Source organism: Snodgrassella sp. B3882 (assembly GCF_026535915.1).
In the GTDB taxonomy this organism is placed as follows: domain Bacteria; phylum Pseudomonadota; class Gammaproteobacteria; order Burkholderiales; family Neisseriaceae; genus Snodgrassella.
This window is the reverse complement of record NZ_JAFNPF010000001.1, coordinates 1,267,276-1,286,213: the sequence shown is the minus strand read 5'-3', so window position 1 is coordinate 1,286,213 and position 18,938 is coordinate 1,267,276. Positions and strand designations below refer to the sequence as shown.

Annotated in this window: 17 protein-coding genes; 2 read left to right on the top strand and 15 right to left on the bottom strand. The window is 39.4% G+C overall.

Annotated features, from left to right (window positions below):
• Window positions 1–213: 213 nt before the first annotated feature.
• From J3U68_RS05450 to ubiA, 12 genes are all read right to left on the bottom strand, one after another.
• Window positions 214–1,794, bottom strand: a complete 1,581-nt coding sequence (locus tag J3U68_RS05450; protein ID WP_267375352.1) for a YdgA family protein — start codon at window positions 1,792–1,794, stop codon at window positions 214–216.
• 58 nt (window positions 1,795–1,852) lie between these two features.
• A complete protein-coding gene (locus tag J3U68_RS05445; RefSeq protein WP_267375351.1) occupies window positions 1,853–2,647 on the bottom strand; it encodes a TrmH family RNA methyltransferase in 795 nt (264 codons plus the stop codon).
• A gap of 213 nt (window positions 2,648–2,860) precedes the next feature.
• Window positions 2,861–3,850 carry a tRNA dihydrouridine synthase gene (locus J3U68_RS05440; RefSeq protein ID WP_267375350.1) on the bottom strand — a complete coding sequence of 330 codons (990 nt, stop codon included), beginning with the start codon at window positions 3,848–3,850 and terminating at the stop codon, window positions 2,861–2,863.
• Window positions 3,851–3,941: 91 nt separating this feature from the next.
• Entirely contained in the window at window positions 3,942–4,691 is a 750-nt protein-coding gene (locus tag J3U68_RS05435; RefSeq protein WP_267375349.1) for a PhnD/SsuA/transferrin family substrate-binding protein, read from the bottom strand.
• Window positions 4,688–5,179: a PAS domain-containing protein gene (locus J3U68_RS05430; protein WP_267375348.1), complete on the bottom strand. Its 492-nt coding sequence runs from the start codon at window positions 5,177–5,179 to the stop codon at window positions 4,688–4,690. The genes J3U68_RS05435 and J3U68_RS05430 overlap by 4 nt, the downstream gene beginning before the upstream one ends.
• A 218-nt stretch (window positions 5,180–5,397) precedes the next feature.
• A complete protein-coding gene (locus J3U68_RS05425; RefSeq protein WP_267375347.1) occupies window positions 5,398–6,411 on the bottom strand; it encodes a pseudouridine synthase in 1,014 nt (337 codons plus the stop codon).
• A 1-nt stretch (window position 6,412) separates the two neighbouring features.
• Entirely contained in the window at window positions 6,413–7,039 is a 627-nt protein-coding gene (gene scpB / locus J3U68_RS05420; RefSeq protein WP_267375345.1) for an SMC-Scp complex subunit ScpB, read from the bottom strand.
• Between the two features lie 24 nt (window positions 7,040–7,063).
• A complete protein-coding gene (gene ylqF / locus J3U68_RS05415; RefSeq protein WP_267375344.1) occupies window positions 7,064–7,987 on the bottom strand; it encodes a ribosome biogenesis GTPase YlqF in 924 nt (307 codons plus the stop codon).
• 91 nt (window positions 7,988–8,078) lie between these two features.
• Complete coding sequence (rapZ, locus tag J3U68_RS05410; RefSeq protein ID WP_267375343.1) at window positions 8,079–8,939, bottom strand: RNase adapter RapZ; 861 nt, start codon at window positions 8,937–8,939, stop codon at window positions 8,079–8,081.
• Window positions 8,920–9,882 (bottom strand): HPr(Ser) kinase/phosphatase, encoded by a 963-nt coding sequence (hprK, locus tag J3U68_RS05405; protein WP_267375342.1) that lies wholly within the window; start codon window positions 9,880–9,882, stop codon window positions 8,920–8,922. The genes rapZ and hprK overlap by 20 nt, the downstream gene beginning before the upstream one ends.
• Before the next feature lie 16 nt (window positions 9,883–9,898).
• Window positions 9,899–10,348, bottom strand: coding sequence for a PTS IIA-like nitrogen regulatory protein PtsN (ptsN, locus tag J3U68_RS05400; protein ID WP_267375341.1), 450 nt, complete (start codon window positions 10,346–10,348; stop codon window positions 9,899–9,901).
• A 151-nt stretch (window positions 10,349–10,499) separates the two neighbouring features.
• Window positions 10,500–11,387, bottom strand: coding sequence for a 4-hydroxybenzoate octaprenyltransferase (ubiA, locus tag J3U68_RS05395; RefSeq protein WP_267376218.1), 888 nt, complete (start codon window positions 11,385–11,387; stop codon window positions 10,500–10,502).
• 676 nt (window positions 11,388–12,063) lie between these two features.
• Here ubiA and J3U68_RS05390 point away from each other — a divergent pair.
• On the top strand, window positions 12,064–12,531 hold the full coding sequence (locus tag J3U68_RS05390) for a SixA phosphatase family protein (protein ID WP_267375340.1): 468 nt from the start codon (window positions 12,064–12,066) through the stop codon (window positions 12,529–12,531).
• 42 nt (window positions 12,532–12,573) lie between these two features.
• Here the strand turns inward: J3U68_RS05390 and J3U68_RS05385 are convergent, their stop codons facing one another.
• On the bottom strand, window positions 12,574–13,305 hold the full coding sequence (locus tag J3U68_RS05385; RefSeq protein ID WP_267375338.1) for a glutamine amidotransferase-related protein: 732 nt from the start codon (window positions 13,303–13,305) through the stop codon (window positions 12,574–12,576).
• 1,225 nt (window positions 13,306–14,530) lie between these two features.
• Between J3U68_RS05385 and J3U68_RS05380 the strand changes: the two genes are divergently transcribed.
• Window positions 14,531–15,238 carry a tetratricopeptide repeat protein gene (locus J3U68_RS05380; RefSeq protein WP_267375336.1) on the top strand — a complete coding sequence of 236 codons (708 nt, stop codon included), beginning with the start codon at window positions 14,531–14,533 and terminating at the stop codon, window positions 15,236–15,238.
• A gap of 174 nt (window positions 15,239–15,412) precedes the next feature.
• On the opposite strand, the gene J3U68_RS05375 is transcribed toward J3U68_RS05380, so the two are convergent.
• Together J3U68_RS05375 and aspT are read right to left on the bottom strand one after the other, a co-directional pair.
• Complete coding sequence (locus tag J3U68_RS05375; protein WP_267375335.1) at window positions 15,413–17,005, bottom strand: bifunctional aspartate transaminase/aspartate 4-decarboxylase; 1,593 nt, start codon at window positions 17,003–17,005, stop codon at window positions 15,413–15,415.
• Window positions 17,006–17,036: 31 nt separating this feature from the next.
• Window positions 17,037–18,737, bottom strand: a complete 1,701-nt coding sequence (gene aspT, locus J3U68_RS05370) for an aspartate-alanine antiporter (RefSeq protein WP_267375334.1) — start codon at window positions 18,735–18,737, stop codon at window positions 17,037–17,039.
• Window positions 18,738–18,938: the final 201 nt, after the last annotated feature.

Below are 18,938 nucleotides of genomic sequence, written 5' to 3'. Positions count from 1 at the left end.
AAGCCGATTTTAAGCAAAAGCTCAATATTCGAATATTTGAAATTATAGATGGTTTAAGCCTGACTACAATAGTCAGGATGAAATTATCAAACCATTGTGATTCGGAAAAAGATGTTTGTCCGGTAACTTTATAGCCAAATATTTAATGCATTGCACTGCATGAATAAAAAAATCCCCTGCATCACAACAATGCAGGGGATTTTTTTAGATTAATTAAGGCTGCGAAGAAGATGCCGATGCAGTCTGAGCAGAAGCTTCCAGCGCGTCAGGATCATCATTATCTGACTCAAGCGTAAAGGGTTTACCATTGAGCGTTAGTTTACCCTTGGACACTTTAAGATGTGTTTTAATGATTCCATTTTCGACCGAAATAAACCCTTTAGATTGCATGGTCTTAATCACACTATCGATCATTATACGTATAGTCTGATCGATATCTTCTAAGGCTTCAGAGCTATTTTCACTTTCATCAACTGTGAATAGTGAACGAGCCTGATTAACGGCAATACTCTCTAACAAAGCTTGGGGAAAAGCGATATCCATTTCTGATTCGGTTTTATCCAGCATCAAATTTAATTGTTGCAAATCTCCTGCTACCAAATCTTTGAAAGTCAGATAGCCGTGAACATCCACCATTCCTTGTGGCATCTGGAATTTGAAGCTATTCAGTTTGAATAAAGGGTTATGAGTGAATAATCCCAATCCTTCCTGACGTACTGCTGCCACCATCGCTTCACGTAGCTGATCATTGTCCAGCTTTTGGGTAGAAAGCTGGGTGATTTTATTTTTCAAAGCAGCTAAACTGGCTGCATCAAGATGTTCTGCAGAAACATCAATATTTAATGGACCATAATCGTCATTGCCGTAGTGTAATTGGGCAAAACCGAATTTCCCAATGCTATTGATCCACTTGTCCTGCTCCGAAGTTTGGGTGGTGAAAAACAGGTCATCTACGGCAATTTTAGATGGGATAGACCCGCCATTAGGATTGATAAACGCACCTATCTGCAAGTCAGTAACAAGATTGACCAACTGATCCAGTCTGATACTGGTATCGTCAGTGTCCTTCCATTCAAACTCCATTTTTTTAATGTGTAATTCACTATTGCCCAAGGAGATGGAAGTATGACCATTTTCAGTATGGCTGTTTAATTTGAGATCCTGATAAGAAAATTGACCTTTGCTCGCCAGAATTACATCTAATTGAGGGCTTTGGGTCTGGCTATTATAACTATTGAATCCTTTAGTATAGTCTATAAGAGTATTTAACCCCTGCCAGTTTATTTTAATACCAGATAATTCTTCATAATTGAATTTCGCCACCTCCAGATGCATGACCCCACCACCTGAAAGATTAATGGTGTTCTCGAGTTTTAAGGGTTTTTCTTGCCCAAAAAAGCGCGCTAAAGTTTGTTCTGCTTGAGGAGTGAATTTAAATTCTGTCTTTACATGAGCCCGTACCGGACGTATACCATCAGCAAATAATCCATGACGAACATGGTTAACGACCGTAATCGGCTCTTGTAAAACGGTACGCACATTATCCGGCAGTTGCTGCTGTATTCCGGCAAAAAAGCTGGGCTTAAACCGCATCTGCAGCGTTTCTGTGGAGGTAAACCAGCCTCGTTGATATTGATCATTTTCAATAATCAAAAAGGAATTTTTTGCTAACAATGCTCGTTGTTCTTCCAAGCTTTCTTGCGCTTTTATCCCTAAATAATAAGGTAAAGCCAATAACACGAGCACAATGATGAGAATAATTGCACTAACTACAGATAAAATTCGTTTATTCATGCCTGAAACATCTTATGTTTGCATTTTTATTAAAGAAAGCAGGATAACATCAATCTGCTCATTTGTCCGCAGCAATACGCTGACGAAGCTGCTCAAACAAACAAACTGTTGCTGCCATGGCAACATTCAGCGATTCAGTTTGACCAGCCATTGGAATCATGACGTGCTGTGACACGATTTCTAACATTTGCGCACTCAAGCCCTGACCTTCATTCCCAAACAACCAACCTGTTGGCAGAGTAAGATCAAGTGAATACAGATTTGCAGCTTTGGGACTTAGTGCCGTTGCGTACAATTGATGCGGATAATTTTTTAACCACAAAGCCAGATTTTCGCTGGTATAGATGTGCAAATAAGCATGCGCTCCCATCGCCGAACGCAGAACTTTAGGCGACCACACATCACAGCAATCTTTACTAAGGATGATGTGTTTGATTCCAGCTGCGAGAGCAGAACGCAAAATGGTACCAACATTACCCGGATCCTGAACACGTTCTAATATTACTGTATCTTGATCAAGGTCGTGATGCTGAGCTTGGTTGATGGCAACCATAGCAATGGGTTCGGTAGAATCGGTCAGATCACTAATTCTGCTTAATAAGCTTTCTGTCACCAACACAATTTTATCGGAGGAGACGCATTTTGTTAAACCAACTATGGCCGATTGAGTAAGTCGCTCTGCAGGCAGATAAAGTTTGTGTAGACTGTGCCCTGCCTGTAAGAAGGTTTCAATTAAGTGAATACCTTCGAGCACAGCCATTTGGTTTTTTTGGCGGTATCGTGACTGACTGATTAGTTTGCTCAGATGTTTCAATTCATTGTTCTGAGCAGAGTAAATAGCTTTATAATTCATATTAACCAAAGTTTTGTTGCCTGCTTTAGCTCATTATTCATAGGATAAATGGTCACCATTCTACTTTCATTCTAATCAGATATCAGGATTGATATCATATAGAATAACGGTTTAGTTGCATACTAAGGGACATGGATGCATGAATTATACAACTTACAATAAATATTTCCGTTTTCTTACACCACAAATATTCGTTAAATGATCTGATTTAGTTCAACCCAATTTAACCTGTAGAATTTGGTTAATGTCTTCAATTGTGGTTGAAGTGCGAATAGCCTTAAATAAGTCATCGGCTTGCGGATAAGCCAGTTTAAGCATGCTGAGCCATTGTTTTAAACGTGCAATAGGGTATTTATTGTTTGCCTGAACTTTGTTACAACACAGGTTAAAAAAATCCTTTATCCAGCTACCTAATTCCTCCCATTGCATTGGTTCGATCAGTTTGCCATTATTGTAAGCAGCGATTTGTCGGGCTAAATCAGGTCGCTGCACCGCGCCACGCCCTAGCATCACATCATCGCAGGTGCTGATGTCACGGATAGTTTGATAGTCTTGCAGTGAAAAAACATCACCATTGGCTACCACTGGAATAGAAATATGATTTTTTATGCGCGCGATCCAGTCCCAATGCGCTGGAGGTCGGTAGCCTTCCACTTTAGTCCGTGCATGTACCGTGAGAAACTGCGCTCCAGCTTCTTCTATCGCGCGAGCGCAATCAAGTGCCGGACTTTTATCCTCGTATCCCAAACGCATTTTAGCGCTTAAGGTGATGTGTGCAGGAAGAGCTTGACGCACAGTTCTGACAATGTGTTCGATTTGTTTCGGCTCACGCATTAAAATAGCACCACCTGCATGTTGATTTACGGTAGGTGCCGGACAACCAAAGTTTAAGTCAATTTGCTGAGCACCTATTTCAACGGCTTTAATGGCATTACGAGCAAGATTTTCGGCATCACTACCGAGTAATTGTAGGATTACGGGCGTTCCCGCCTGAGTTAAGTTACCATGATTTAGCTCAGGCATGTGTTTTAACCAAGTGGAACGATGATGCACCGTATGAGTAATGCGGACAAATTCAGTTACACAACTGTCGAAACCACCAATACGCGTTAGTAAATCGCGCATTTCGGCATCTATTAACCCCTGCATAGGAGCCAGATACAACAATGGGAAGCTTGATTTTAAATGCAACTGAGAAGACATAAAATACAATAAACTATTCAAACAAAAAAGCAACTTATCGGATAATAAGTTGCATTGATCATTATACGCTTAAATGAGTCAGCTAATCGACTTAATCTCGTAAAGTTTCAATGATATCGATCAGTAATTCCGCATCTTCTTGATTGACCTTTGAAAAGCCATCTGCCAGTCCCAGATCTTCCAATATGACTAACCCTTCTTTAGTCTGATTCAGTTGACAGAGAACTTGCTGTAACATTCCCAATAGGTCGACTTGTCTGGGATGAATTAAGATAACATGGTTTAAGTCATTAATTTTGCTTTCAATAAGTGGTTGAAGATTATTGAGCGTAATTTTCGACAGTTTTTTATAGGCAGAAGCGAGAAATAAACCTACATCTCCACGTTTTTTGATGAGCCCATTAGCGACAGCGATAAAGGAATCACATTTTTCCCAGATTAAATCATTTTCTTGCGCATCAACCGCTTCCAATAGGCGTAAAGCCAACAATTTCACATCATAATTTTCTGTGGCTAAAACCTTCATCCCTGCTTTAATATCGGCGAGTGTTTTAATGTTACTGTTTTGTGCAGCAGCTATGACGATTTCATCATAGCGATTGATCGGCTGTGCTACCGCCAAATAACCCATTTCACGAATAAGTTTGGCTGCATCAAACGGATTGGCATAGATGATATCAACCTTATTATGATCTATAGCTTGTTGTTCTTCATCTGTGCTTGCCGGCAATAACAAATGAATATTGATCCCAAGAGATTTTTGTAAATGGGCATTCATAAAATGCCAGCCTGCAAAATATTCTGGCGGGAAATCGGGTGCAATTAGAAAATTTAAAGTCATCGTTGCGCTCGTTCTGCTTTGATTAAATCCTGATATATTGATTGGAGTTCTGCAATTTTACTTGGTGAAGGTTTGCGTCTTACAGAAGTATATCCGCGGATTTCACCATCACGGATATTCGGAATAACGGTTGCATATACCCAGTAAAATCCACCATCCTTGCGCAAATTTTTGACATAACCATGCCATTTTTGCCCAGTTTGAACAGTGTCCCATAAATCTTTAAAGGCAACACTGGGCATATCAGGATGCCGCAGAATATAATGCCCAGCACCCATCAGTTCTTCACGGTCCCAACCACTCATTTTCACGAATATTTCATTTGCATGAGTGATATACCCGTTTAGATCAGTGGTAGACGTAATAAGACAACCATCTGGAAACTGGGTTTCAACATCGGTGCAATAGACGGTACGCTTTACGCCATCAAAATGAGTTAATTCGAAAGTGCGATGGGCAATTTCGGGTTCTTTCATGGTTAAATTCATGATGACTCCATTGAAAAATGATAGGTAACAGGCTGGGAAAAGCCTTAAAACCTCTAAACATGGTTTTGTTACTATACATGATGAATGTAAATCACCCCATGCTTTAAATCAACAAAATTTCACATTTATCTAGCAAATAATGCTTTAAGTTTAATAAATGTAGTATTTTGTCAATATTAACTCAATTGACGGCAACCTTAAGCGGATTTAATGTTTAACTAACGACGCCGATTTTTGCTTGGTTGTTGTAGCCCTGCCCAGCTCATGATGCTGGCTACTTCCAGTTCATTCAGTTCATAGTATTGGCCTCGTTTTAAGCGCGCAGGCAGTGGAATAGGACCAAATCGTACGCGTACGAGCCGACTAACAGTGAGTCCTTGGCTTTCGAATAGGCGTCTGACTTCACGATTTCTGCCTTCTTTAATGATGATGTTATACCAGCGATTAACCCCTTCACCGCCCTGCTCCCAAAGCTGCTGAGCTTTGGCTGTGCCGTCTTCTAGTTCCACCCCAGTCAATAAGTTTTGTTTTTGCTCATCTGTTAGCTCACCCAATACTCTGACCGCATATTCTCGTTCTACCTCAAAGCTTGGATGGGCAAAACGATTCACTAGCTCACCTGAAGTAGTCAATATTAATAACCCACTTGTATTGATATCTAATCGTCCTATCGCCACCCAACGGCTGCTGGCTGTTTGAGGTAGACGATCAAAGATACTTACTCGTCCTTGCGGATCATCACGACTTACAATTTCACCTTCTTGTTTGTAATAAACAATAATTCTGGGCAGGCGATCAGGCCATTTGATATTGATGGTAGAACCTCGCACCATAACTTCATCTTCAGGCGTAATACGATCACCTAACTGAGCTGGTTTACCATTTACTCGTACCAAACCTTGAGAAATCCATTGTTCCATTTCTCGTCTTGAGCCTACACCTGAAGCAGCCAAAGCCTTTTGAAGTCTGACTGGTTCCATCTGCTCTAGGTCGATTCGTTGCGCTTTGAGATTTCGTGCTCGCTGCTGAACCTCTTGATTAGGTGAACGTTGAATCAGTTTTTTTGCTTTTTGAATTTTCGGCTTAGGTGCCATATTTTGTTGGCTTGTACCAGGCTGATTTTTACCTTTTAGCGGACGTTTACCTGTGCTTTTAGCACTTTTGTCGTGGTTTTTAGCTGAGATGCCATCTCGTAGCTGTCGCTTAGTGAGTTTTTTCTTGCTTTGGCTCATTTTATACCTCTTCCGTTTTCGTTAACGGCTCTTCTGCGGTAGGTTCATCTACGGCAGGATCATTGATATCTGGAAGAATTAACTCTCCCAGTTCGGTTAATGGGGGTAGCTGACTTAAATCATCTAGCTGCAGATCACTTAAAAATGTTGTGGTGGTGGCCCATAGATTAGGTCGACCAACACTATCTCGTTGACCGATAATTTCTATCCAGCCTCGATCTTGTAAAGTTTGTAATACATGGCTAGAAACCGTGACGCCTCGAATGGCTTCGATATCGCTACGGGTGACAGGTTGCTGATAAGCAATGATGGCTAAGGTTTCCAGAACAGCGCGCGAATAGCGCGGAGTACGTTGCACATCCAATTTAGCCAGATGATTAAGTGCTTCACCCATTACTTGAAAGCGCCAGCCTTCCACTGTCAAGGTCAAACTTAAAGCTCGTGCATGCCAGCGCTCTTTTAGTGCCGTCAATATGCTCTTTAGCTCTTGCTCACTCAAAGGTGGTTCACATAAGTTGCGCAAGGTCATTTCGCTTAACGCTTCACTTTGCGTTAATAAAGCCGCTTCAATTATCGCTTCCGGCGACAGCTTATTTTCGTCAGTTTTGTTAATATCCAATTGATTCAATCGTCGTTTACCATTATTCAAAAATTATTTTTTTCGTGCTTCTTTTTTAGCCAGACGTTCAGCTTTTAATTGTGCTTCATGTTGTTGCCCTTTTTTTAGCCAAATTGCCCATTGATTAGGCGTCTCTAGGGTGATGCGCCCGATATAACCATCACGAAAGTCTGTGAGAACTCTTTCTGCAGCTTTCTGATAATCAATCCGTCCTCCACTTAAAAGTGCACCACGTTTTTGACCAATCCAATTTAGCCACTCATCGTCATGCCAGTGTGGGCTAAGACTTAAATCAGCATGATAGCGTTGTTGCAGCATGCTTAAATAATGTCGGCGCAGATAATCCAGAAGTTCTAAGGCTACGGTTTCTTCATCTAGAGCATTACGACCTACAGCACCACTGGCTGCCAGATTATAACCAGCCTCTTCAACGATAATTTTTGGCCATAACATACCTGGAGTGTCGTAAAGCCAGAAATCATCCGCCAGAATCAAACGTTGTTCAGCTTTGGTGATACCAGGTTCATTGCCAATTTTGGCACTTTTTTTGCCCAGCATGCCATTAATTAAAGTTGATTTACCTACATTTGGAATGCCGCAAATTAACACCCTTAAAGGTCGCTCCAAACTTTGCCGGTTCGGAACCAATTTACGGCTGGCAGCAATGACTTTGCTCGAAGCTTGACGGTCTGAAGCATCTAAAGCCAGAACATTGGTATCTGGACGCGAGCGATATTCGGCCAACCATAGCTCTGTTCGCTCAGGATCAGCAAGATCTTGTTTATTTAGGATTTTAAGCTTCGGTTTACCTGATGACAACTTTGCCAGCAATGGGTTTGCACTCGAAGCGGGTAAACGAGCATCCAGAACCTCAATAACCAGATCGACACTTTTAATTCGTTCGGTAATGGCTTTCTTGGCTTTATGCATGTGCCCGGGATACCACTGAATAGCCATAAACTGTCCTTCATTCAGCAAATAGAAAGATTATTACATAAAAACACACAGGCAGCCTGTTATCAGGCTGCCTGAATAAATTTAATGAGGATTATAACCCTTTTTTCGGCGTTTTGCTGATTTCCAACTGTCGATGGCGGGTAATAATGGCGTAGTTTTTTAGTTGTCGCGCTAATTCTTCCACCACATATACGGAACGATGTTGTCCACCCGTACAACCAATGCCAATATTGACATAACTGCGACTTTCTTCTTCCATTTTGGGCAACCAACGTCTTAAAAAATGGGACAGATCATTGATCATCTCTTGCATAATAGGTTGCTGATCAAAAAAAGCCTTCACTGGTTCATCCAAACCAGTATAGGGACGCAGCTGATCGTCATAAAAAGGATTGGGCAAACAGCGCATATCAAACACAAAATCCAATCCAGTTGGAACCCCGTATTTGTAACCGAACGATTCAAGCACAATATGCATTGGTGCCATGGGCAAATCAACCCATTGTTGTACCTGTCGGCGCAGTTGTTGCACATTTAATGAGGAAGTATCAATTACATATGCATGATTTTGTAATGTTGACAGATATTGACGTTCAGCAGCGACACTTTCTTTTAAAGTTTTTTGTTCTTGTATTAAAGGATGGCTTCGACGCGTTTCAGAAAAACGACGCAGCAAAACATTTTCAGAGGAAGTTAAAAATAGAATATCTATTTGATGCCCCTGTTGCCGCAGATGATTGATCAGCTCACCCACTTCAAGAGGGTTAAAACGCGAACGAATGTCAACACTGATACCCAGTTGAGCTACCTGATTATTGGTATAATAAGTAATTAATTCTGGTAATAATTTAATTGGCAGATTATCAATACAGATAAAGCCAATATCTTCTAACAATCGCAAAGCTATGGATTTACCTGATCCAGATAATCCACTAATCAATACTATCCTCATCACTCACCGTATTTTCTTCCAGCATGGAATTATGCCGATCCAGAAATTCCTTGGTACTGTCTTTGCCACGAAGTTGCAAAATATATTTACTTACAGCTGCTTCTACCAACACCGCCAGATTTCGACCGACCGCCACAGGTAGAGTAACACTGCGAATCGCCACATTAAGAATGGCCTCTGTTTCACTCTGAATACTTAGCCGATCAATATTTTGCATTTGTGCGTCATCTGCCAGTACCAGATTAATAATCAGCTGTAGTTGTTTTTTAGGTCGTATCGCTGTTTCGCCGAATATGGCACGGATATTCAGCACACCAAGACCACGAACTTCCAAAAAATCTTTCAGCATGGGTGGACATCGTCCCTCAATGGTTTCCGGACCAATTCGATACAGCTCAGTGGCATCATCAGCAACCAAACGATGACCGCGTGAAATCAATTCCAAAGCGAGCTCACTTTTACCTAAGCCGGATTGACCAGTTAGCAAAACACCCACTTCAAAAACATCCAGAAATACCCCATGTTTTACAGTTGAAGCAGCCAGCACACGCTGTAAATAAATACGCAATACATCCATTAAAAATGGACTTTCGGCTTTAGATGTCAGCAAAGGAACATTATGCGTATGACAATAATCCCGCAACATAAATGGTACAGGCAAATCATTGGCTACAATAATCAGTGCCATGGTTAAATCAAACAATTCATTTAACGTTGTTTTGATTTCACCAGCTTCAATTTTATTGAGATATTCTACCTCAGCAACACCGATAACCTGAACTTGATTGGGGTGAATAAAATTCAGATGACCAACCAAAGCTAATACTGGTTTATCAGCCTCAATACTGATCCGATTATCTGCTCCGGCTGTTCCTGCCGACCAGGCAAGCTTAAGTTTAGTTTGATTGTCCTGATATAAACGGCGTACTGAAATACTAGGCATAATTAGCTTTCTAAATTCATTCTGCGCTTAATATGTCACGTATTGCTTCGGCGCTAGTCGCATTCAACAATGCATTACGTACTGCTTTCTGCGAAAATTTACCGGCTAAATCGGATAAAACATTCAAATGCTGCGTGGAAGCATTTTCCGGAACCAACAAAATAAAAATTAGATTGACGGGTTGTTCATCCGGCGCATCAAAGGGTATCGGTGTTTGTAAGCGAATAAAAGCACCAATCGCTTCTTTAACAACATTAGTACGGCCATGCGGAATCGCCACGCCCTTACCTAAGGCAGTGGAACCCAATTTTTCACGCGCAAACAGACATTCGAAAACGGCTTCCTGTTGCAAACCTGCTTGCTGTTGCAGTAATTGACTGGCTTCTTCGAACAGCCTTTTTTTACTGCTAACATTTAAATCCAGCACGATATTGGTAACAGGTAAAATTTCACCAATTAAACTCATATGGTTATTCTCTAATCAAATTTAAGTTACAACTATCAATTGCAACAGATAAAAATATTAATATGGTTCAATGAATTTCTTGGTTAACTTATCAATAATTATATAAGGAGATATAAGCATTTAACCAGATTCGAGATCTAATTTAGTTGCTTTACCCCATCGCATTACAATAGTTTAACAACAACCCAACGAACCAGATCACGCCCACCCTATTATTGCGACAAAACATCTTAAAACAAGCCAGGCGATTGCGGCTGCAAATACCAAGATATTGTTGATATTGTAGCCAAATAACTATGGGTACGACCAACCAGAATGGCCAGCGGGCATGAATCAAACAGCCCGTAATGATCATCAGAATATCGAACCCCAAATGACAAAATATGACTGCGTACAGATCATATTGCCCAAAGGTAATGGCTGAAGTTCGAATACCGATTTTCAAATCATCTTCTTTATCAGCCATGGCATAAATTGTATCGTAAGCCAATGTCCATAAGGTATTAGCAGCCATTAGAACCCATGCTACCAGGGGAATATTTTGGCAAACCGCAGCAAAGGCCATAGGTATACCAAAGGAAAAGGCCAGCCCCAAATACAATTGTGGAATTGGGAAAAACCGTTTAGTAAACGGATAAGTCATCGCCAGAAAAAGAGCGGGCAAACTCATTTTCCAGGTTAAGCTATTCAGTGGCAACAAGCATAAAGCAGCCAGAATACAGATAAGTAACGTTAATACTAAAGCTTCTTTAGTGGAAACTTGTTTTAAAGCAAAAGGGCGTTGGCATGTTCTAGCTACGGCACCATCAAAATCACGATCTGCAAGGTCATTGATGACGCAGCCTGCACTGCGCATTAAAAAAGTTCCTAAAGTAAACATCAGCACAATTAGCCAGTTTGGTCGACCATTCCCAGCTATAAGTAATGCCCACCAAGTTGGCCATAAAAGTAATAACGTTCCGATTGGTTTATCCAAACGCATTAAACGAGCATAAACCCCTGCACGCTCCCTGAGCTTGGCTACCCCCTTATTACCCACTTCTCTAGATGCTGATATTTGAATCACTACAGCCTTTCCATGCCACGACAAACTAGATAAAAATAATTATTACCTATTTAAAAATGTCGGTACGGTTATTATCTGAATACACTAAACCGAGTTATTGTATCATAAGCATGAGTATGCATATTTTAGCAGATTAGCAATGTTAATACTGTTATTGATTAAGAAGATATTGTTGCTTAAATACGTTAGATATTAATATTTGAAAAACCATTTTAATCGCACATCATGCCATACGCTTGATTAAACATATCATGAGTTTTTGATAACACATTAATAATCATAATTAGACATTGTCTATTATAGTATGGGTATCAATTAAATTTGATGCAGATTAAACGATCATGCCAAGTTTATTCTAAATATTAATTTTTTTTATCAAAGTTTGTTTAATTAGATTATATAAGATGTTTTCTGATGAATTCGCTAAAAAGTTGGGTGATTGATTGAAAAAACATTTGATCTACTTTTGTCTAATTTAATGTTCCTCAATAGATTGATTCATTTTTCCTTGATATTGGTTAGCTATAATACCAACTCTATCATCGCTGACTTGTCCAAACCCCTTTTAAATCAGATATAATTTTTAGAGAGAAGCTTTTGTTCATTGAATTTACTTTTAAAAATATCTGCACTTGATATTACAGAAATTATGAATCTTATTTTATGGCGCCATGCTGATGCTGAATATCAGCATAACGATAAAATGCGCAAATTAACTGATAAAGGTTGCCGGCAAGCACAAATCAGTGCTGATTGGTTGCTGGCTCATTTGCCCATCGATAAATATCGGGTCTATACATCTGAGGCGGTGCGCAGCCAACAAACTGCATCGTATTTGCATCAATCAATCTCGATTGAGCCTCTTCTCAATCCAGATACTGTTCCACAGAATTTAACGACATTATTATTGCAGCAAATTGATTATGGCAATTGTATCTGGGTAGGCCATCAACCATGGTTGGGTCAACTATGCAGTTATTTACTCAATGGTATTTGGTTACCCCAACAATATTGGTCGGTAAAAAAATCTTCATTCTGGTGGTTTGAAGTCAGTTTTTTTCACCATCAACCCTCAGCTCGTCTGAAAGTGGTGTTAAATCCTGGGGTGCTGAAATAAATCTGCTCCAACTTCAAATGCAGAAACCCAGCTAACATTGCGCTAAATTATTGGATTCAATGATAAATAGTGCTCACTAATTTTATCTAAAAAAGCATACAGTTTTCCGTTCATCTCTGCATAATCCTGTGCTCTTAATTCCGTTTTGCTTTGAATATACGGATTAGGATTGATGAGATCGGAATTAACGTATGCATGAGCAATCAAAGTTTCCACCAGATCATGGGTAAATTCCAAATGACATTGGAAACCATAGACCAATGGCGCATAAGTTATGATCTGTCGAGGACAGCCGGCACTATAAGCCAGCACTACTGCCTCCGCTGTTAAACCCGGCATATCGCCATGCCAATGCCCTACTGTCAATTCAGTACCAAAATGGCTGACAAAAGAATTATTTAAACCTTGTTCCGTTAAGAAGATGGGAAATGATCCGATTTCTTTTTCCGGGCTATGTTCCACCATTCCTCCTAGAGCCTGCCCGATCATTTGAGCACCCAGACAAACACCAATAACAACTTTGCCCGCGTCTTTGGCTGCGATAATCAAATTTTGTTCAGCCAGACTATCAAAATAAGGGCATTCTGTCAGACTGGTTAAAGGAGATTGCGGTCCGCCCATCACAATTAACATATCCATATCATTCACGTTCTCAGGCAAAGTTTCACCATCATATAAGCGGGAATAAGCAATGGTATGCCCTTTATTCTGCGCCCAACGCTCATATGCACCAGGTAGTTCAAAATCTGCATGAATAATAAAATGAATATGCATTTTCATCTCAACATTTTAAATGGAAAAATTAAACTTATTTCAATAATTTATGCAGTATTTTAACAAAAAATATTTGCATTAGGATGACTTGCCATACAAAAAATTTGCAGTAGTAGATATTTAAGTAGATGTTTTGCTGAGCAGCTTGTCTTAAGAGTCCTATTGCAACTAAAGCCATAAAATAAAAGATATAGAGAATATCTAACAGGTTTTGCTTTAAAAATTGGTTTCTAGTTCAACTCTTAACTGAATAAGCACATTTCAACTTGCTTGGGATATGACGCAATCGAGCTGTCATCATTAACATAGCGTATTGAGCGCCATCTATGGAGCCGATTGAGTAACTAACATTTTGAGCATGGAATAGCCATCATTTTGCTATAAATTTAGAAGAAATTCCGCCTTTCAAAACTTCTGTGTTCATGCAGAAATTTGATGATAAATTCAACTGATTACTTGTACTTTTTCTTAGATGCCATCAAGCAGAATCTACCAAATGAATAAGCTTAAACCATATTTATTTTAATGATAATGAGGAATAAGCTAGGATCATAAGGAAATCAATTGAGAAACGATCAATATTATGCCAATCTCAAACAGGATAAGTACAACATGGTCACCCTTTTATCCAAGATTAGCAATGAAGAAACTCTTACCGTTACTTTAACCTTAAAATTTGCAGCACTTTAAAAAGGTAATCTAGCTGATTTATAGTTAATTAATCTGCAAAAGTGAGGCTATTTAGCCTGTTTGAAAATTGAGTTTGATGTTTTTTGAAAAGCTTTTTTTTCCTATTCTTCGAGCTTATTTATAATCATCCTAAAGCCCAGATGACTATGCCAGTCTGTTTGCTGCAAAAAGGTTATTTAAAAGACCATTTGTATGTAGATACTTGATAACGAATTAAAAAAATAATACTATTATTTGATGATTTGAGAAAAAACCAACTCAAATCATAAAGATGTTTTGCAAGAAATGATTATTAGTTCTAGATAAACTTATTGTTTATCTTCATCAACTGTCACTTTTTATCTAGATTGGTTCGACAGACATACTTGGATGAGAATAAATTTATTTGGTCGATGTAGCAACAATTTTATCAACTCCATTAACCGATACTGTTAATCTATAAAGAAATGCTTAATAAATAGTTAGCCTATTTTTGATCTTTTGAGTCTGTGGATAAAATTAATAAATATCATATTTTAGTTGGTTAAGGGAAATAATGAAAAAAATACTTTTGCTTGTATTAACAGCATTATTATCGACGACAATTTACGCTAATAATTGTTCTACCTTTTATGATCAAAATAATTTTGCTAAAGCTTTTAGTGCATGTAAAGCGGAGGCTGAACAGGGAGAAATGGAATCTCAGTTTCTTCTAGCTTATATGTATCAATACGGCGAAGGCGTCGAAGAAAATAATCAAAGAGCATTATATTGGTATACTAAAGCAGCTAAACAAGGGGATGGTAAGTCGAGAAATAATTTAGGTTTGATGTATTCCGAAGGTAATGGTGTCAAAGTTGATAAAGAAAAAGCGGTATACTGGTGGACTCAAGCAGCTGAACAAGGTATTGATGCATCGCAATATCAATTAGGGGTGATGTATGCCAAAGGTGAAGGCGTCAAAGAAGATAAAGAAAAAGCATTATACTGGTGGACTAAAGCAGCTGAACAAGGTATTCATTACGCGCAATATAACTTAGGGATTATGTATTTCTGGGGTGACGGAATCAAAAAAAATAAAGAAAAAGCGTTATATTGGTGGACTAAAGCGGCTGAACAAGGTTTTGATTACGCACAATATGAAATAGGTATGATGTATAAAAATGGGGATGGCGTAAAAAAAAATAAAGTGTTAGCAAAAAAGTATTTTATGCAAGCTTGTTCGCATGGTTTAATATCTGCTTGTGAGAGGATTATTCCCTGAAATAAACATTGTTAATAAATATACAAATAAATACATGCGTAATACTGTCTTATAATATGAAGATAGTTTCTTATTTAAATATGCATTATAAAATTTTTACAAGTATTGGTTTATCCAATAAAAAAAACGCCGTATTGATTAAATACGGCGTGGTCAATGAAAGCCAAAAATTATTTATTTACTGGCTTTAAATTCTTCATAATATTCACAAGCTAGTTTGTGTAATGACGCACCAATAGCTTTGTACTGGTATTCATTTAAGTTAGCCAGTGAAACGCGACCAGACGGATGCTGTACAGCAAAACCTTTACCCGGTAACAGAACTACGCCAGATTCATCTGCAATTCTGAACAATAATTCGTTCGGGTTTTTGGTTTTAACAACCCATTCCGCAAACTCATCGCCATGTAATTGACGCGCAGTATCTTCCATGTCAACCAGAGTATAATAATCAACACTGTTTTCATTGAATTCGTGTTTAATACCCAGTTTTTTATACATAGCAGCACTACGATTGCGAATCAGAGCCATCAATGCATCTTTATACTGTTTCTTAGTATCCATCATCTCTGCAAGAGAGAACAATACCATCTGAACCTGCTGAGGAGTAGACAAACCAGCTGTGTGATTTAACGCTACAGCACGGCTATCTGCCACCATACGGTCGATCAGTTTCAATTTTTCTGGTTCAGGAGTGATAGACAGATAACGTTTGTGCAAAATCTGACGCTCAGCTTCTGGCAATTCAGCAATTTTCTTATCCAATACATTCTCTTTAGCCATGGCAATCACACCCAAGCGCCAGCCTGTGGCACCAAAGTATTTAGAGAATGAGTACACCAAAATGGTGTTGTAAGGACACAGTGTAAACAGAGATTCGAAGTTTTCAGCAAAAGTACCGTAAACATCGTCGGTCAGAATAATCAGATCTGGTCTTTTCTTCACGATATCGGCGATGATTTGCAGACTGCGATCGTCCATTTTTACTGATGGCGGATTAGAAGGATTAACCAGATAGAATGCTTTAATAGAAGGATCTTCCAGTTTACGCAATTCGCTTTCTGGATATTGCCAGTCTAATTTAGGATCCGCATTGATCAACACTTCTTCCAGTTCGTAATCGTTCAATTCTGGAATTTCAAGATATGGTGTGAAAATCGGTGCGCCTAAAGCAATTTTATCGCCATGACGAATCAGACCGTTTTCTTTCAAAGAATTGAAGATATAGGCCATCGCAGCTGTACCACCTTCAGTGGCAAACAGGTCGATATCTTCATTGGACATGGATTTTGCACCCATCTCTTGCAGAATGTATTGTTTAACAATCTCTTCAGATAAACGCAACATACGATCAGGTACTGGGTAATTGCAGCCTAAAATACCTTCAGTCATTTCCAGCAAGAACTGATGCTGATTGTAACCTAACTGGTCACGAACATAAGACATGGCTTTACTTAGAAAATCCACGCCTGGTTTCGTGCGATTACGACGAATATAATCATCAAAGCGTGCCATCAAATCGTCCTTAAATGGCATACCACCGATGTTTTGATCCAAGAAAGAGAAAGAAATTTCTGATTCTTCAGCAGCAAATAAACCTAACTCAAAAAAGGCATTGCGTGGCAAAGTTGCTAAGAAATTTGGGTTACCACGACCTGCATTTAACATCATGCGATCATTACGGCTCTGAGCCAGATCGATTAGATGATTTTTCAATTCGAACGGACTTAGATTGGCATATTTTTCAAAATCAAGTTTTGAATTCATAGTTGTTTCCTCAGGAAGTTAAGACCACATATCAAACAAGAGCCACGATCAACGGCCCTAACAGGGTCAGGAACACATTGGCTAATGCATATGTAATTGCAAATGGTGTGGTTGGAATTGAATTGCCTGCTTTATCCAAAACTTCACCAAATGCCGGATTTGCACTACGTGAGCCTGACAAGGCGCCAGCAAAAATTGCGGCATTGTCATAACGGAGCACATAGCGACCAAAAAAGATAGCCAGTATCATCGGTACTAATGTCACCACCACACCGATTAAGAATAGAGTTATCCCCTGCTCTTTGATGGTGGTGATCGCCTGTAAACCAGATTGCAAACCAACCACAGAGACGAAACCGGCTAGACCAAAGTCTTTCATGAATTGAGATGCGGCAGCTGGCATATTGCCAAATGTTTGTTTACGGGCACGCAACCAGCCAAAAAACAGACCAGACAGTAATGCGCCACCACCTGCACCCAGCGTGATAGGAATATTGCCGATGCGGATAACGACCCAGCCAATAATCAGACCTAGAACTACGCCCAGACCGTGATAGGCCCAGTCAGTTTTACTATTAACAGTGATCGGAGCACCAATAATATGCACGACACGATTAATATCACTGGTAGAACCGTAAATGGTCATGACATCGCCCAGTTTGAATTGAGTATCTGGAGTCACCTCTAATTTCTCGCCATTACGATGTAAGGCTATTAAATAGATGCCATGCTGAATCTCAAAGGCATTGTCATCTTGGTGAACTTTGGAACGAATTTCTGCCATGGTTTTATTGGCATATTCGCTGTTGCGGAAGACCACATCTTTGGTATCCACAATCAATTCCAAACCAGGTTCAGAATCCAATTCACGTCCAAATAAACCACTAACAGCAGTCACGGCTTCACGACGACCAACAATCAAAACAATGTCACCAGATTGAAGGACTGTCGAAGCAGTACAATCAATCAAATTACCGTGGCGTTTAATCCGCTCAATGGTCACACCTATGTTTTGCAATTCAATATCTTTAATCGTTTTATGGATATCTTTTTCAACAACATAGATACGTCCCACCATTTGGGTAATCGCCATGCCCTGATTACCTTCCAGAGCCATTGCACCTTTCAGTTGCTCAGCCTCAGCAGCCACGGCATCATCACGAATATCTCGTTTCATGACTTTTGGCAGAATATTCATACAAATGATAATTGCGCCAAGAGAACCGAAGATATAAGTCACTGCATAACCGATCGCCACATTCGCTTGCAATTTCTGCAATTGGTCAGGTGGAAGTCCCATATGACTTAGCGCATCAGCAGCGGTACCCAGAATGGCAGATTGGGTTAATCCCCCAGCAGCCAGACCAGCGGCTAAACCTTTATCGAGATGGAACCATTTGGCCATGATCATCACAGTGATAAAACCTGTGATGGCAATAAAGAGCGCCAAAAAGATTTCACGTAGGGTTTTTACCCCCAGTGAACGGAAAAACTGCGGACCACTTTCATAACCAACCGCGTATATGAATAATGTAAACAGCAGCGCTTTGAGACCTGAATCAATGTGTACATTCAGCAAGCTGAGTACAACAGCGACCAGCAAAGACCCAGCTACTCCTCCAAGTTGGAATTTACCAAAACGAATACTGCCTAATAGGTATCCCAAACTTAATGACAGGAAGAGAAGAATAACTGGTGATTCTTTTATATTAGTTAAAACCCAATTCAACATAAGTTCACCTTCTCCAGAAAGAACGGAGAATAGTGTGCGCTTGTCTGATTTTAATTCCTGTCTATATTTATATTTATTTGAAAATAAATGATAATTTTAGTTTTTTGTTAACGACAATCGAATATTTATTGATGTTTTAAGCTCAAAAAATGTAGCAATGTAAAAGAGAATGTACTTGAGAAAAATATTTTTATGGCATAT

Excerpts from the sequence above, each read along its gene's own strand:
- J3U68_RS05445 (WP_267375351.1), bottom strand. The coding sequence starts at position 2,647 with ATGAATTATAAAGCTATTTACTCTGCTCAGAACAATGAATTGAAACAT.
- J3U68_RS05390 (WP_267375340.1), top strand. The coding sequence starts at position 12,064 with ATGAATCTTATTTTATGGCGCCATGCTGATGCTGAATATCAGCATAAC.
- rapZ (WP_267375343.1), bottom strand. The coding sequence starts at position 8,939 with ATGAGGATAGTATTGATTAGTGGATTATCTGGATCAGGTAAATCCATA.
- J3U68_RS05440 (WP_267375350.1), bottom strand. The coding sequence starts at position 3,850 with ATGTCTTCTCAGTTGCATTTAAAATCAAGCTTCCCATTGTTGTATCTG.
- J3U68_RS05385 (WP_267375338.1), bottom strand. The coding sequence starts at position 13,305 with ATGCATATTCATTTTATTATTCATGCAGATTTTGAACTACCTGGTGCA.
- aspT (WP_267375334.1), bottom strand. The coding sequence starts at position 18,737 with ATGTTGAATTGGGTTTTAACTAATATAAAAGAATCACCAGTTATTCTT.
- hprK (WP_267375342.1), bottom strand. The coding sequence starts at position 9,882 with ATGCCTAGTATTTCAGTACGCCGTTTATATCAGGACAATCAAACTAAA.
- J3U68_RS05435 (WP_267375349.1), bottom strand. The coding sequence starts at position 4,691 with ATGACTTTAAATTTTCTAATTGCACCCGATTTCCCGCCAGAATATTTT.
- J3U68_RS05425 (WP_267375347.1), bottom strand. The coding sequence starts at position 6,411 with ATGAGCCAAAGCAAGAAAAAACTCACTAAGCGACAGCTACGAGATGGC.
- J3U68_RS05380 (WP_267375336.1), top strand. The coding sequence starts at position 14,531 with ATGAAAAAAATACTTTTGCTTGTATTAACAGCATTATTATCGACGACA.
- J3U68_RS05430 (WP_267375348.1), bottom strand. The coding sequence starts at position 5,179 with ATGAATTTAACCATGAAAGAACCCGAAATTGCCCATCGCACTTTCGAA.
- ptsN (WP_267375341.1), bottom strand. The coding sequence starts at position 10,348 with ATGAGTTTAATTGGTGAAATTTTACCTGTTACCAATATCGTGCTGGAT.
- J3U68_RS05375 (WP_267375335.1), bottom strand. The coding sequence starts at position 17,005 with ATGAATTCAAAACTTGATTTTGAAAAATATGCCAATCTAAGTCCGTTC.
- J3U68_RS05450 (WP_267375352.1), bottom strand. The coding sequence starts at position 1,794 with ATGAATAAACGAATTTTATCTGTAGTTAGTGCAATTATTCTCATCATT.
- ylqF (WP_267375344.1), bottom strand. The coding sequence starts at position 7,987 with ATGGCTATTCAGTGGTATCCCGGGCACATGCATAAAGCCAAGAAAGCC.